Here is a 13,702-nt window from a genome sequence, read left to right as displayed (position 1 = left end):
AAACAGTATATTTGTAAAACCCGAATAAAAACAGAATTATGCTAAGACATTACATCAAAGTGGCGCTTCGGCTCATCCGCCGGAGCCTGCTGTTCTCCTCCATCAACCTGATGGGGTTTGTGCTGGGCCTGACGGCGGCCTTCCTCATTTACCTGTGGGTGGTGGACGAACTGACGCACGACGACTGCTTCCGCGACGGCAGCCTCATCTATCGTGTGACGGAGCTTCACCGCGAAGCGGGCGGAGAGATTAAGGAGTCGCCCCGCCTGCCGCGCACACTGGCCATGGACTTCCGGCAGAAGTTCCCGCAGGTGGAGGACGCGACGGCCATCAAGTACGGCGATCAGTACTCCTACGAGGCAGAGGGCGGAAAGAAGATGACGGTGACCGAAGTTTACGTGGACAGCACCTTCTTCCGTTTCTTCACCTTCCCCGTAGTAGAGGGTACTCCCCAGCGTATTAACGAAAATCCGAACAACGTGGTTATCTCTGCCGAACTGGCCCGCAAGTTCTTTGGTTCGGGCTCAGCCGTCGGGCAGAAGCTGACCTATTCGTTCGGCAATTCCATCAGCGATGTCTATACGGTGGTGGCCGTGGTGGACATTCCCCGCAAGAGCCACATCCGCTTCGAGCTGGCCATGCCGATGGAGGCTTATGGCAGAGGGGGCGTAAACATCAATTGGAATACCTTCACGGAAAGTATGCACGTCTATATCAAGATGAAGGAAGGGGCTGCCATGCTCCGCAGCGAGGCGCAGGCCATGAGCCGTCTGCTGGCCGACCGTGGCGAGAAGAACGTACGCCTCGGCTTCCAGCCCTTGCACGACATCTATCTGCATACCCGCTTTGCCGACCCCGACGTGAAGCAGCACGGCAACCTCTCCACCGTCTATCTGTTCATCGCCCTGGCGGTACTCGTCATCTTCATGGGAGCATTCAACTTCACCACCCTGTCCACCGCCCGTGCTTCGCTGCGCTACAAGGAGGTGGGCGTGCGCAAGGTGACGGGAGCCAAGCGCCGCGTGCTCATCGGGCAGTTCCTGTCCGAAGGAATGGTGCAGGCATGCATCGCCTTGGTGTTGGCCATGGCATTGACGGAGCTGACGCTGCCCCTGTTCAACCGGGTGATGGAGACCGACCTTCGGCTGGAGGCCAGTTGGAGCGTGGTGCTCTACATGCTCTTCGGCATCGTGGGCGTGGGTTGCTTGGCGGGCAGCTATCCGGCTTTCTATCTGTCGTCCGTCAACCCGCTGCTGGCCTTCAAGGGCGGGCGCAAGACGGGGCGCAAGGGCGGGCTGATACGCGGGCTGGTGTGCGTGCAGTTTGTCATTGCCCTGGTGCTGATGCTGCTCACGGGTATCGTCTTCAAGCAGCTGCACTACATGCAGAACAAGGACATGGGGCTGGACAAGGAGAACATCGTGACCGTCTATACCAGCCTGTGGTACAACGTGGGTGAGTTCAAGCAGGAACTGCTGCGCAATCCCGACATCAAAAGTGTCTCCATGTCGACCGATCTCGGGAATTTCGGCGAAGGCACCAGTTACAAGGACGGCAGCAAGGTGGAGTGGACCGATGTGGACGGCCGTACCGACTCCTTGCGCATGGTGCAGCTGTGGGCCGACGGCGACTTTGTGAAGACCTTCGGCATGGAGCTGGTGAAGGGCAAGCTGATGGACTCCGACTTCGGCGGATACTGGGATTCAAGCAAGGAAAAGACGACCGTCATCAACGAGACGGCCTGGCGCGCCATGAAGGTGGCCGACCCCATTGGGATGGAAATCCGTTCGGAGTGGGGAATACCGCTGCGCATCGTGGGGGTGGTGAAGGATTTCAACTTCCAGTCCATGCGCGAGCAGATCAAACCTGCCTACATCTGGTACAGCCCCGAAGCCGTGCAATACCTCTACATCAAGATAGTTCCCGAACGGCGGCAGCAGACCCTGGCCTTCATCAAGGAGAAGTTCGAGGAGTTTGCCACACGCGACGATGCCTTTATCAAGGAATTCAGCTACCAGTTCTTCTCCGACAAGCTGAACCAGAACTATGCCCGCGAGCACCAGCAGGGCCGCATGTTGCTGTTCTTCACCGTGCTGGCCATCGTTATTGCCGTGATGGGCGTGTTCGGCCTCGTGGCGCTCTCTACCGAGCAGCGCACCAAGGAGATAGGCATCCGCAAGGTGAACGGTGCGCACTCCGACCGCATCGTGCGTATGTTCTGTCGCGAGTATCTCGTCTGGGTGGGTATTGCCTTCGTCGTGGCCTGCCCCGTGGGTTACTGGCTGATGAGCAGTTGGCTCAGTGAGTTTGCCTACCAGACGCCCATCAGCTGGTGGCTCTTCCTGCTGGCCGGTCTGCTGACGGTACTTATTACCCTGCTCACAGTCGTAGGGCAGACGTGGCGCAAGGCGTCGCAGAATCCGGTAGAGTCGCTGAGATACGAGTAAATGAAGAATGAAAAATGAAGAATTTGAAGTATCGGTTTAATTTCTACACTCCTTAATTCCTAAAATAACAATATGAAAACAGATAACGTAATCAAGGCCTTGGGCCTGACCAAAATATTCCGCACCGAAAGCGTGCAGACAACCGCATTGAACGAAGTGAACCTGGAAATCCATCCGGGTGAGTTTGTAGCCATCATGGGCCCGTCGGGCTGTGGCAAGTCCACGTTACTCAACATCATAGGCCTGCTGGACAATCCCACCTCGGGCGAACTGTGGTTCATGGGGCAGGAAGTGTCCCGGTGGAAGGAAAACGACCGCACCGACCTGCGCAACGGCAACCTGGGCTTCGTTTTCCAGAGCTTCAACCTGATAGACGAACTGACGGTATTTGAGAACGTCGAACTGCCCCTGCTTTATGCCGGTATGCCCGTCCGCGAACGGGTGGAGCGTGTGAACCGGGCCCTCGACCGCATGCAGATTACCCATCGTTCGGAGCACTATCCGCAACAACTCAGTGGCGGCCAACAGCAGCGTGTGGCCATTGCCCGCGCCATCGTCACCAATCCCAAAATCATCCTGGCCGACGAACCGACCGGTAACCTTGACTCGGCCAACGGCAACGAAGTGATGGCTCTGCTGAAGGAACTCAATGCCGACGGCGCCACGGTAGTCATGGTGACCCACTCCGAGGAGAACGCCCGCGAGGCACGCCGCATCATCCGCATGATGGACGGCGTCATCCTGACGGAAAGCTCGACGAGGTGACGGGGTGTCACTTCTTGTCTGCAAATATTTGTTTATAAAAGTGTGGTTATGGCAGAATAATGATTACCTTCGTTGTCGTTTAATTCGTAAACCTGTATAAACATGAAAAAACTGACTGTTCTTTTTGTCGTGTCGGCCGGCCTGTGGCTGGCCGCCTGCCGTCCTGCCGCACAGAAGCAGGAGGGCGCTGTACCGCAGGAAACGTCTGCCGTTTCCGATTCTGTAGTTACATGTAGCGGCCGCCTGGTGATGGGGCACGAAGCCTATTCGTTCACTCCCTATGGCGATACCTTGTCCTATTGGGTAGTCGACCGTTCGGGCGAGCTGAAGAAGCGTTACGAGGAGGCTCTTCCGGCCGGTGCCGAACCCTACACCCCTGTTTCCGCCGAGTTGAAGGTGAAGATGCTGGGGCCTTCGTCCGAAGGCTTTGCCGCCGAATATGATGGCGTGGTAGAGGTGCAGGCGATTATTCGCGTGGGCGAGTAGGTTCACCGCCTGCCTTTCGGGCCAGTTCGGCACGGATGCGGCTCAGCGACTGGGGGGTGATGTAGAGATAGGAGGCGATGTGCTTCAGCGGTACATGTTGCAGCAGCTCGGGCATGCGTTCGAGCAGTGACAGGTAGCGTTCCTTGGCCTGCGTGGCCCCTTCGTTGATGAGCCGCTCCTCGAATACCAGAAATTCCCGTTCGAACATCCGTCGTCCCAGGTTGGCCGCAGCTGCCGACGAGTGGAAGAAGGCTTCCAGCTCCTGCCTGCCGATGCGGTAGAGCAGGCTGTCGCTCATGGCTTCGATCGTGGTGCCCGACGGACGTCCGCCCATGTAGCCACGGGTGGAGAAAAGAGATTCCCCCGTGGTGGCAAACCAGATGCTGACATCCACACCGTTGCGCAGGTAGTAGCCGCGCCAGATGCCCTGTCCTATCAGATAGAACGAGGTGTTGAGTTCGCCTTCGTGTACCAGTACTTCACCACGACGGTAGCTGACGGGTTCCATCAGCGCCAGCAGGGAAGCGGCGTCCTTGCTGTTCAGGTTGTATTTCTTGCTGAATATATCGACGAATTTTTCCATATCTCTTTATTTTCGGTTTCCGTAGGAGGTAATTCTTAGAAGGGGGCGAAACAAAGGTCTCTGAACTCTCCTCCTTCTGGAAGGAGGAGTACCCGAAGGGGGAGGTGGTAGGTGAAAACATAAAGTGTTAATATAGAGTGCCGTAAAATCTACCACCCCGCCCGTTGGGCACCCCTCCTTCCAGAAGGAGGGGAGTTAAAATTGCCTCACTTCATTTTGATACACCCTCGAGTCAGATATTATAACTAAGTTTCAACATGTCCTCTTCAGATACCTTTGTTTTGACACCCTCCTGAAAATCACTAACTGTTATTTATTTTTCATTATGTTTCATTCTCCGAGTTTCTCTTTCCTCTTTCTGCCCCGGCAATAGATGGTCAGCACGAAGAGCAGCGTCAGCGTCTCGGCGGCAGGTACGGCCAGCCAGATGCCGGGTACACCCATCACGGCGGGCATCAGCCAGAAGCACAGCAGTACCAGGATGAAGCCGCGCAGCAGGGTGACGGCCATGGCGGGACGGTCGCGCTCCACACTCTGAAAGTAACCGATGGACACGATGTTCACGCCGAAGCACACGAAGCCGGCGGCAAAGAGCGGAAGTCCCTCCACGGCGATGCGGTAGGCCGGATAATGGGTGTCGACAAACATGCCTACAATCTGCTCGGTGAAGAACTCCGTGACGAGGAACACCACCACGCCGCACACCACCGCCGTCCACAGGGCCAGGCGGAAGGCCGACCGCACCCGCTCGGGTTGTGCCGCTCCGTAGTTATAGCTCAGGATGGGCTGTGCCGACTGGGCGATGGCATTGTATACCATAAAGATGATGGGGAAGAAGTAGCAGGCGATGCTGAAGGCCGCCACGCCGTCCTCGCCCAAGTAGCGGATGAAGACGTAATTGCCCACGAACATCATGGTAGCGATAGCCGCTTCGCACAGGAAGGTGGAGAGGCCCAGGCGCATCATGTAGCCCACGTTGCGTACCGTCAGCCGCAGGCTCTTCAGGCTCAGCTTGATGCGCTCCAGGCGGATGACGTGCCGGCGTTGCAGGAGGTAGAAGAGAATCATCAGTGCCCCGAAGATGTAGCCCAGGCTCGTGGCCAGTGCGGCGCCGAACATGCCCCACCGGAGGACGTAGATGAACAGCCAGTCGAGGAAGATGTTGATGAGCGCGGCCACGATGTTGCACGTCATGGCATAGTTGGGCGATCCGTCGAGCCGCACGAAGAACATGCCCGAGCTGAGCAGCGCGCTGAACACCAGGAAGGGCACGAACCAGTACATGTACTCCACGGCCAGCGAGAGCAGCCGATCGCTGCTGCCCAGCAGGCGGGCCACCTGCTCCACGTTGCCCAGGATGGCCGCGGCATAGGCAATGAGCAGCAGGGACGAGACGATGACGGCCTGCGTCACGTTGATGCGAGCCACCTTCGGCTTGCCGTGCGACAGGTGGATGGACGCCACGACCGACGCCCCGATGCCGAACATCAGCGCCACGCCCGTGTTGATGAGGAACAGCGGAGCGGTGATGTTGACCGCCGCCAGCGCGTCGCTGCCGATGCCCTTGCCCACAAAGATGCCGTCCGTAATGATAAAGATGGCCGAAAACACCATGCCCAGCACGGTGGGTATCAGCAGCTTCCTGAACAGGGTGGGGATGTGCATGCTGCCGAAGTCGATGCTGTCTTTCAGCGGAGTGTGATTGTCGTTTTTAGTTGTCATAGCTTTTGGGGTTTTGCGGATGCAAAGGTAAGGTAAAGTTGGGACAGAGTGATGAACAAATGGTAATTTGTATGATTTTGTTTCGCACGTGTAAGGAAAGATGCTGACTTTTTTGTACTTTTGCGACTTCATTTTTTAAATCAAGAAAAAGACCGTTTATATATGAAGTCGGATATCGAAATAGCTCGCAGCATCGAGCTCAGGAAAATCAAGCAGGTGGCTGAGGGTGTCGGCATACCTCGCGAAGAAGTGGAAAACTACGGCCGTTACATTGCCAAAATTCCCATCCATCTCATCGATGAGGAGAAGGTGAAGCAGAGCAACCTGATTCTGGTGACGGCCATCACGGCCACCAAGGCCGGTATCGGCAAGACCACTGTCTCCATCGGCCTGGCATTGGGATTGAACAAGATTGGCAAGAAGGCCATCGTGGCCCTGCGCGAACCCTCCTTGGGTCCTTGCTTCGGCATGAAGGGCGGGGCGGCAGGCGGCGGATATGCACAGGTGCTGCCCATGGAGAAGATCAACCTGCACTTTACGGGCGACTTCCACGCCATCACCTCGGCCCACAACATGATATCGGCCCTGCTCGACAATTACCTTTACCAGCATCGGGCCAGTGGCTTCGGACTGAAGGAAATCCTTTGGAGGCGTGTGCTCGACGTGAACGACCGCTCCTTGCGCAGCATTGTCACCGGCCTGGGGCCGAGCACCAACGGCGTGACACAGGAGTCGGGCTTCGACATCACGCCCGCTTCGGAAATCATGGCCATCCTCTGCCTGGCGCAAGACCAGGATGACCTGCGCCGCCGCATCGAGAACATCATCCTCGGTTTCCGCTTCGACGGCACACCCTTCACGGTGAAGGACTTGGGGGTGGCCGGTGCCATCACCGTCCTGCTGAAGGATGCCATCAACCCCAACCTGGTGCAGACCACAGAAGGTACGGCGGCCTTCGTACACGGCGGTCCCTTTGCCAACATCGCCCACGGATGCAACTCCATCCTGGCCACGAAGATGGCTATGACCTTCGGCGACTACGTGGTGACGGAAGCCGGCTTCGGTGCCGACCTGGGTGCGGAGAAGTTCTACAACATCAAGTGCCGCAAGAGCGGCCTGCAACCCAAGCTGACCGTTATCGTGGCTACGGCCCAGGGACTGAAGATGCACGGCGGCGTGAACCTCGACCGCATCAAGGAACCGAACCTGGAGGGATTGAAACAGGGCTTCGGCAATCTGGACAAGCATGTGCGCAACCTGCGTTCCTTCGGGCAGACTGTCCTGCTGGCCTTCAACCGCTTTTCCAGCGATACGGACGAGGAGGTGGATGCTATCCGCCGCCATTGCGAGGAGGAGCTGGGCATCGGTTTTGCCATCAACAGCGCCTTTGCCGAAGGAGGCGAGGGAGCAGTCGACTTGGCCCGCCTGGTGGTGGAAACCATCGAACGACAGCCTTCACAACCCTTGAAATATACGTATGAGGAGACTGACAGCGTGGAACGCAAGATCGAGAAGGTGGCTTGCAACCTCTATGGAGCCAGTGAGGTGACCTATAGCATGCACTCACGCAAGATGCTGAAGCTCATCGAACAGATGGGTATCACCCACTATCCTGTCTGCATAGCCAAGACACAATATTCTTTCTCGGCCGACCCGAAGGCTTATGGAGTGGCCGATCACTTTGAATTCCACATCAAGGATATCGTCATCAACCATGGAGCCGAGATGATTGTGGCCATTGCAGGCGACATTCTTCGTATGCCGGGCCTGCCCAAGGTGCCCCAGGCAGAGCACATCGACATTGTGGACGGGTTGATAGAAGGGTTGAGTTGAAGCATCCGGTATAAAGAAGCTGCACCCAAATGGGAAGTAAGTGTCTGAAGAAACACTCTCCCCATTTGGGTGCAGCTTCTTTTTATTTGTTTTTATCGGATCAGGTCCGATGACGGAGTATGGCCGGAGCGGCTGGTGGTGCTTTCCTCTGCACTCTTGAAGTCTATCTGGTAGAACTTTTCTCCGTCATAGATGGTATTGACGCGGATGTTCACCCCTTTCTTCCCTTCCAGCAGGGGAGCGATGGCGTCGAGCTTGTAGGACACGATGGCCGAACTGGGTACCAGCGGAGAATCTTCGTTGGCGTTGTGGCGGAACTCCAGTGTGAGGTAGTCCGGATTGTCATTCCCGTCTGTCGAGGCTTCGTTGATGACCAGGCTGAGCATGTGTTTCTTCTCCGTATTCTCGCTGCTCATGAACTGGCATTCGATGTTCAGATAGTCTTTCCGTGTGAGCCACATCTGTGTGATGTTGATGCGGTCGTCTCCGATACTGTCTTCCTTCTCGGCCGGCATGTTATAGATGTCTTTGGTCAGAATGTCCTGTATCCAGCGGATTTTGGCATTATAGTCATAGCCGGGCATCTCTTCGGGCAGTTCGTCAAAGAACACGAAAGCCCGCTGGCCGTCCGTAGCCTTGTAGCCGCGCAGGCTGCTCATGTCGCCAGGGAAGAGCTTGCTGTTGTCGTCGAGCAGCACGTAGAAGTCGCCTTCATCCTGGCTCAGGGTCTGTATGGTCCCTACAGTGAAGAGGGGAGTATCGTTATCGTCGTCCAGACACGACTGGAGTGCGGGGACGATGGTGAACAGGAATATCCACATCCAAAGTGTGGCAGCATGAATTTTTTTCATAAGCAAAGTCTGTAAAAAGTTGAAATGTTACGTATATATAACGTAGCAGAGTCGGAAATACTGCATCCTTTTCTGTTAAAAAGATAAAAGCCCGTTTTTCTTCCTGTGCGATGCAGTATTTTTGCGCGCGTTGCATTTAATAGATAAACACGTGTTGGAAAGAATGGAAGAACTACAGTTGGCCGAACAATGCAGGCTGGGCAACAATGTTGCCCGGCGGGAATTGTATGAGCGTTATGCGGGGCGGATGCTGGCTCTGTGCATGCGCTATACGGGCAACCGTGAAGAGGCTGAGGATCTGCTTCACGACGGCTTCCTGAAGCTGTTTTCTTCGTTCGGCAAGTTTGCCTGGAGGGGCGAGGGCTCGCTGAGGGCCTGGATGGAGCGGGTGATGGTGAACGTGGCGCTGGAACATTTGCGCCGTAACGATGTACTCAGCCAGTCGGCTGCTTTGGACGATATGCCGCTGGAGGCCTATGACGAGCCTGAGCCTGATGCGTGCGATACGATTCCCGTACAAGTTTTGATGCGTTTTATCGGTGAACTGCCGGCCGGTTATCGTACAGTCTTCAACCTGTATGTGATGGAAGGCAAGTCGCACAAGGAAATTGCCGCCCTGCTGGGCATTAACGAGAAGTCATCTGCCTCTCAGTTGGCAAGGGCCAAGGCTGCCTTGGCCGAGAAGGTAAAGGGATGGATGAAAACGAATGGATAACTCTTTTATGAAATAAAGATATGAAGGACGAATTGTGGTTGAAAAAGATAAAGGACAGACTGGACGATTGCCAGGAGCCTCTTCCCGCCGGGGGATGGGAACGTCTGGAGCGTGAGCTGGGACAGACCGGGCAGTCGGCCTTTTCCCCTTCCCGATCGAAACGGATTGTCGTCATGAGACGATGGTCCGTAGCGGCTGCGGCAGCTTTGCTGGTAGCCGTTTCGGGTATCAGCTTCTGGCTGTTGCATAGTCCTGCGGGCGAAGAAATGCGGCGGGCCGAAGTTCCCGTTGTCCGTCCGTACGACAGAATGCCGGAGCCTGCTGTCGAGGATGAGGCGTTGGCTCGTGTGGACGAACCCGTTTTGCAGGAAATGAAGCCGGCTGTCGTTACTTCCAGAAAAAAGGTACGTGAGGAACAGAAAATATCAGAAGATAATGTTTCTGTTGTTCAGGACGACGAATCACAGGACATGTCTGTCACCGACAAGTCTGAAGAAAAGGAACATGCGGCGGAAGCTGTTGTCCGTTCGGAAACTCCGCATGAAGAACAGGTTCCTGCCGTGCAGAAAAAGAAGAAGACAAGTCTGGATGAACCGGTGGTGTTGCCCGAACCGGCCCGGAAGAAAAATAAGGGATGGGCTTTCGGCCTGTCAGTCGGGAACAACGGTCCGTCATTGGGAAATGACGGTGAACGGGATATGGTAATGGGTGATGTCGGAGGAGGCATGCAAGGAAGCAACATCAATCTGAGTGCTACGACCAATGGCGTGATTGTCATTCCTATCGAGCAGGAACTGACGTTCAAGGACGGAATGCCGTACGTGCACCAGCGTGGAGACATTCCCGTATCGGCCGACCATCGTCAGCCTGTCAGTGTGGGTTTCTCGGTGAGAAAGGAGTTGGGCAAGGGATTTTCTCTGGAAACGGGCCTGATGTACACGTACCTGTCTTCGGATGTCTATATGAGTGGCAGCCAGAACAAACGAGCACAGAAGTTGCATTATATCGGCATTCCGTTGCGGGCTAACTGGAATTTTGTGGATACGCGCCGTTTCATCGTCTATCTGTCGGCCGGCGGTGCCGTGGAGAAATGTGTCTATGGCAAGTTGGGGCACGAGAAGCAGACGGTGAAGCCCGTACAGTGGTCGGTATTGGGAGCCGTGGGTGCACAATATAATTTGTCCCGCCGTTGGGGATTGTATGTGGAGCCGGGCGTTTCCTATTACTTTGACGATGGTTCGCCCGTGCAGACCATCCGTAAGGAACGGCCCTGCAGCTTTACAATCCAGGCGGGACTGAGACTCAGTTATTGAATGAAGTGCGTCAGTTGACCACTACCACCGGAAAATATTCGTGGAAGAGCGCTTCGGCGCGTTTCAGTTGTTCGGGGCTGTTCTCCCTGACATCTTTCAGCCGGTAGTCCCATCCCATGGCTTCGTATTTGTGTACGCCCAGCCGATGGTAGGGCAGTATCTCCACGCGTTGTATATTTTGATAGTCCCCGAGCGTTTCGCCCAGTTGGCGGATGTCCTCTTCCGCATCGCTGTAGCCGGGCACCAGCACGTAGCGCAGCCAGAAGGGGCGGTTGTGCTCCTCCAGCCAGGCGGCGGTGCGCAAGGTCTGTTCGTTGCTTCGTCCTGTGAGCCGACGGTGGCGTTCGGGATTGATTTGCTTGACGTCGAGCAGGACAAGGTCCGTCAGTCCCAGCAGTTCCTCCACATGGCGGTTCCAGATGCCTCCGTTACTGTCCAGACAGATGTGTATGCCTTGTGCCTTCAGCTCGCGGAAGAGAGGTGCCAGGGCTTCGGCCTGCATCGTGGGTTCTCCACCGCTGAAGGTGATTCCTCCCCGTTTCCCGTAGAACGGCTTTTGGCTGACAGCCATTTCCAATATTTCTTCCGGCCTCGTCTCTTTGCTCTCCCCTTTCAGGTCAATGGTGTCGGGGTTGGCGCAATACAGGCATCGGAAGGGGCAACCTTGCAGAAAAACGACGAGCCGGAGTCCCGGCCCGTCAAAGGTTCCCATACTTTCGTAGGAATGAACTTTTATCATAAACTGATTACATTCTTTCGTGGAACGAACGGCTGATGACCTCCAGCTGGTGTTCGCGGCTCAGCTTGATGAAGTTTACGGCGTAACCGGATACGCGGATGGTGAGCTGCGGATACTTCTCGGGGTGCTCCATGGCGTCTTCCAGCATTTCGCGGTTCAGCACGTTCACGTTCAGGTGGTGGGCACCCTTGGTGAAGTAGCCGTCCATCATCGTTACAAGGTTCTCGACACGCTCCTCGGCCGTGGGGCCCAGTGACTTGGGAACGATGGAGAACGTATTGCTGATGCCGTCCTGCGAGTCGCGGTAGCGCAGCTTGGCCACCGAACTCAGCGAGGCGATGGCACCGTTCTTGTCGCGTCCGTGCATGGGGTTGGCACCCGGAGCGAAGGCCACGCCCTTGGCACGTCCGTCGGGGGTAGCGCCGGTCTTCTTGCCGTACATCACGTTGGAGGTGATGGTAAGCAGCGACAGGGTGGGGCGTGCGTTCTTGTAGACGGGCAGCTTCTTCAGCTCCTCGCTGAAGTAGTACACGAGGTCCACGCCGAGGTGGTCCACACGGTCGTCGTTGTTGCCGAAGCAGGGGAATTCACCTTCGATGTCGAAGCCCTCGGTCAGGCCGATGTCGTTGCGGCGGGCAGTCACCTTGGCATACTTGATGGCCGACAGCGAGTCGATGGCGATGGACAGTCCGGCTACGCCATAGGCCAGGTTGATGCGCGGGTCGGTATCTACGAAGGCCATCTGGGCCTTTTCGTAATAATACTTGTCGTGCATGTAGTGGATGATGTTCATGGCCTCGTTGTAGACACGGGCAATTTCGGTGAGCACCTTCTTGTAGTTGGCCATCACCTCTTCAAACTTCAGTTCGTCACCGGTCAGTACGGGGATATCCTTCACCATTACCGTACCTGTGTTTTCGCAGCGTCCGCCGTTGATGGCCAGCAGCAGGGCCTTGGCCAGGTTGGCACGGGCGCCGAAGAACTGGATTTGCTTGCCGATGGCCTGATAGGACACGCAGCAGGCGATACCGTAGTCGTCGCAGCCGCGCACCTCGCGCATCAGGTCGTCGTTCTCGTACTGGATGGAACTGGTGTCTACTGAAACTTGTGCGCAGAAGTCCTTGAAGCCTTCGGGCAGGTCGGGACTCCAGAGTACAGTCATGTTGGGCTCGGGCGAGGGACCGAGGTTGTAGAGTGTCTGCAGGAAGCGGAACGAAGTCTTTGTCACCTTCGTGCGTCCGTCGTTGAAGCGTCCGCCGATGGCTTCGGTCACCCATGTGGGATCGCCGGCGAAGATGTCGTTGTACGACTGCATGCGCAGGTGGCGCACCATGCGCAGCTTGATGACAAACTGGTCGATGAGTTCCTGTGCGAAGGTCTCGTCGATGAGGCCGTGTGCCAGGTCGTATTCAATGTAGATGTCGAGGAAGGAGGAAACGTTGCCCAGCGACATGGCGGCACCGTCCTGTTCCTTTACGGCAGCCAGGTAGGCCATGTACACCCACTGTACGGCTTCCTGTGCCGAAGTGGCGGGACGGCTCAGGTCGAGGCCGTAGTATTCGCCCATCACCTTGATTTCCTTCAGGGCCTTGATCTGCTCGGACACCTCTTCGCGCAGGCGGATGCGTGCGTCGGTCATGGGTCCGGTCAGGTTGCGCTTGTCGGCTTCCTTGGCTTCAATCAGGCGGTCCAGACCGTAGAGGGCCAGACGGCGGTAGTCGCCGATGATGCGTCCGCGGGCGTAGTTGTCAGGCAGGCCGGTGAGGAAGCCCAGCGAGCGGAACGAGCGGATTTCATCGGTATATACGTCAAACACTCCGTCGTTGTGTGTCTTGCGGTAGTGCGTGAAGATGTCTTTAACTTTGTCGTCCACTTCTACGCCGTTTTCGCGGCATGCCTTGGCCACTACGTTGATACCGCCGAAGGGCTTGATGGCACGTTTCAGCAGTTCGTCGGTCTGCAGTCCGACGATGAGTTCGTTCTCACGGTCGATGTAGCCGGCCTTGTGTGAAGTGATGGTGGATACTGTGGCATTGTCCAGGGAGCGGACACCGTTGTTTTTTCTCTCTTCTTCGAGTGCTTTCAGGCAGATGTCCCACACACGCTTGGTGCGTTCCGTAGGTCCCTGCAGGAAAGATGCGTCTCCGGTATAGGGAGTGATGTTCTTACTAACGAAATCGCTTACGTTGATTTCTTTGCTCCAAAGCCCGTCAATAAAGGTCTTGTTCAATTCCATAATATTCAATTT

General features: G+C 56.1%; 11 protein-coding genes. 6 read left to right on the top strand and 5 right to left on the bottom strand.

The genetic code is table 11. The features are described from left to right. Window positions 1–38 precede the first annotated feature (38 nt). From BQ7483_RS09055 to BQ7483_RS09045, 3 genes are all read left to right on the top strand, one after another. The gene (locus tag BQ7483_RS09055; protein ID WP_072545668.1) at window positions 39–2,447 is read left to right on the top strand and encodes an ABC transporter permease; all 2,409 of its coding nucleotides are present in this window, start codon (window positions 39–41) and stop codon (window positions 2,445–2,447) included. Between the two features lie 72 nt (window positions 2,448–2,519). Further along, entirely contained in the window at window positions 2,520–3,212 is a 693-nt protein-coding gene (locus tag BQ7483_RS09050) for an ABC transporter ATP-binding protein (protein WP_072545667.1), read from the top strand. Between the two features lie 102 nt (window positions 3,213–3,314). Then, the gene (locus BQ7483_RS09045; protein ID WP_139247609.1) at window positions 3,315–3,698 is read left to right on the top strand and encodes a hypothetical protein; all 384 of its coding nucleotides are present in this window, start codon (window positions 3,315–3,317) and stop codon (window positions 3,696–3,698) included. Here the strand turns inward: BQ7483_RS09045 and BQ7483_RS09040 are convergent. Further along, a complete protein-coding gene (locus tag BQ7483_RS09040) occupies window positions 3,679–4,281 on the bottom strand; it encodes a Crp/Fnr family transcriptional regulator (RefSeq protein ID WP_072545665.1) in 603 nt (200 codons plus the stop codon). The two genes, BQ7483_RS09045 and BQ7483_RS09040, sit on opposite strands and share 20 nt — an antisense overlap. Window positions 4,282–4,611: 330 nt before the next feature. Then, entirely contained in the window at window positions 4,612–5,973 is a 1,362-nt protein-coding gene (locus BQ7483_RS09035) for an MATE family efflux transporter (protein WP_072545787.1), read from the bottom strand. A gap of 192 nt (window positions 5,974–6,165) precedes the next feature. Here BQ7483_RS09035 and BQ7483_RS09030 point away from each other — a divergent pair, with 192 nt between their 5' ends. After that, window positions 6,166–7,836 carry a formate--tetrahydrofolate ligase gene (locus BQ7483_RS09030; protein ID WP_072545664.1) on the top strand — a complete coding sequence of 557 codons (1,671 nt, stop codon included), beginning with the start codon at window positions 6,166–6,168 and terminating at the stop codon, window positions 7,834–7,836. A gap of 92 nt (window positions 7,837–7,928) precedes the next feature. Here BQ7483_RS09030 and BQ7483_RS09025 read toward each other — a convergent pair whose 3' ends face one another. Next, on the bottom strand, window positions 7,929–8,687 hold the full coding sequence (locus BQ7483_RS09025; protein ID WP_072545663.1) for a NigD1/NigD2 family lipoprotein: 759 nt from the start codon (window positions 8,685–8,687) through the stop codon (window positions 7,929–7,931). Between the two features lie 163 nt (window positions 8,688–8,850). Here BQ7483_RS09025 and BQ7483_RS09020 point away from each other — a divergent pair, with 163 nt between their 5' ends. Both BQ7483_RS09020 and BQ7483_RS09015 read left to right on the top strand, forming a co-directional pair. Next, window positions 8,851–9,402, top strand: coding sequence for an RNA polymerase sigma factor (locus BQ7483_RS09020; protein WP_022020908.1), 552 nt, complete (start codon window positions 8,851–8,853; stop codon window positions 9,400–9,402). 20 nt (window positions 9,403–9,422) lie between these two features. Beyond that, the gene (locus tag BQ7483_RS09015) at window positions 9,423–10,715 is read left to right on the top strand and encodes a porin family protein (RefSeq protein WP_072545662.1); all 1,293 of its coding nucleotides are present in this window, start codon (window positions 9,423–9,425) and stop codon (window positions 10,713–10,715) included. A 10-nt stretch (window positions 10,716–10,725) separates the two neighbouring features. On the opposite strand, the gene pflA is transcribed toward BQ7483_RS09015, so the two are convergent. After that, window positions 10,726–11,454: a pyruvate formate-lyase-activating protein gene (gene pflA / locus BQ7483_RS09010; RefSeq protein ID WP_072545661.1), complete on the bottom strand. Its 729-nt coding sequence runs from the start codon at window positions 11,452–11,454 to the stop codon at window positions 10,726–10,728. Between the two features lie 7 nt (window positions 11,455–11,461). Beyond that, window positions 11,462–13,690, bottom strand: a complete 2,229-nt coding sequence (pflB, locus tag BQ7483_RS09005; protein ID WP_072545660.1) for a formate C-acetyltransferase — start codon at window positions 13,688–13,690, stop codon at window positions 11,462–11,464. Window positions 13,691–13,702: the final 12 nt, after the last annotated feature.

Source organism: Mediterranea massiliensis, assembly GCF_900128475.1.
Classification (GTDB): domain Bacteria; phylum Bacteroidota; class Bacteroidia; order Bacteroidales; family Bacteroidaceae; genus Bacteroides; species Bacteroides massiliensis_E.
This window is presented reverse-complemented; position numbering and strand designations above follow the sequence as displayed.

Excerpts from the sequence above, each read along its gene's own strand:
- BQ7483_RS09055 (WP_072545668.1), top strand. The coding sequence starts at position 39 with ATGCTAAGACATTACATCAAAGTGGCGCTTCGGCTCATCCGCCGGAGC.
- BQ7483_RS09050 (WP_072545667.1), top strand. The coding sequence starts at position 2,520 with ATGAAAACAGATAACGTAATCAAGGCCTTGGGCCTGACCAAAATATTC.
- BQ7483_RS09045 (WP_139247609.1), top strand. The coding sequence starts at position 3,315 with ATGAAAAAACTGACTGTTCTTTTTGTCGTGTCGGCCGGCCTGTGGCTG.
- BQ7483_RS09040 (WP_072545665.1), bottom strand. The coding sequence starts at position 4,281 with ATGGAAAAATTCGTCGATATATTCAGCAAGAAATACAACCTGAACAGC.
- BQ7483_RS09030 (WP_072545664.1), top strand. The coding sequence starts at position 6,166 with ATGAAGTCGGATATCGAAATAGCTCGCAGCATCGAGCTCAGGAAAATC.
- BQ7483_RS09025 (WP_072545663.1), bottom strand. The coding sequence starts at position 8,687 with ATGAAAAAAATTCATGCTGCCACACTTTGGATGTGGATATTCCTGTTC.
- BQ7483_RS09020 (WP_022020908.1), top strand. The coding sequence starts at position 8,851 with ATGGAAGAACTACAGTTGGCCGAACAATGCAGGCTGGGCAACAATGTT.
- BQ7483_RS09015 (WP_072545662.1), top strand. The coding sequence starts at position 9,423 with ATGAAGGACGAATTGTGGTTGAAAAAGATAAAGGACAGACTGGACGAT.
- pflA (WP_072545661.1), bottom strand. The coding sequence starts at position 11,454 with ATGATAAAAGTTCATTCCTACGAAAGTATGGGAACCTTTGACGGGCCG.
- pflB (WP_072545660.1), bottom strand. The coding sequence starts at position 13,690 with ATGGAATTGAACAAGACCTTTATTGACGGGCTTTGGAGCAAAGAAATC.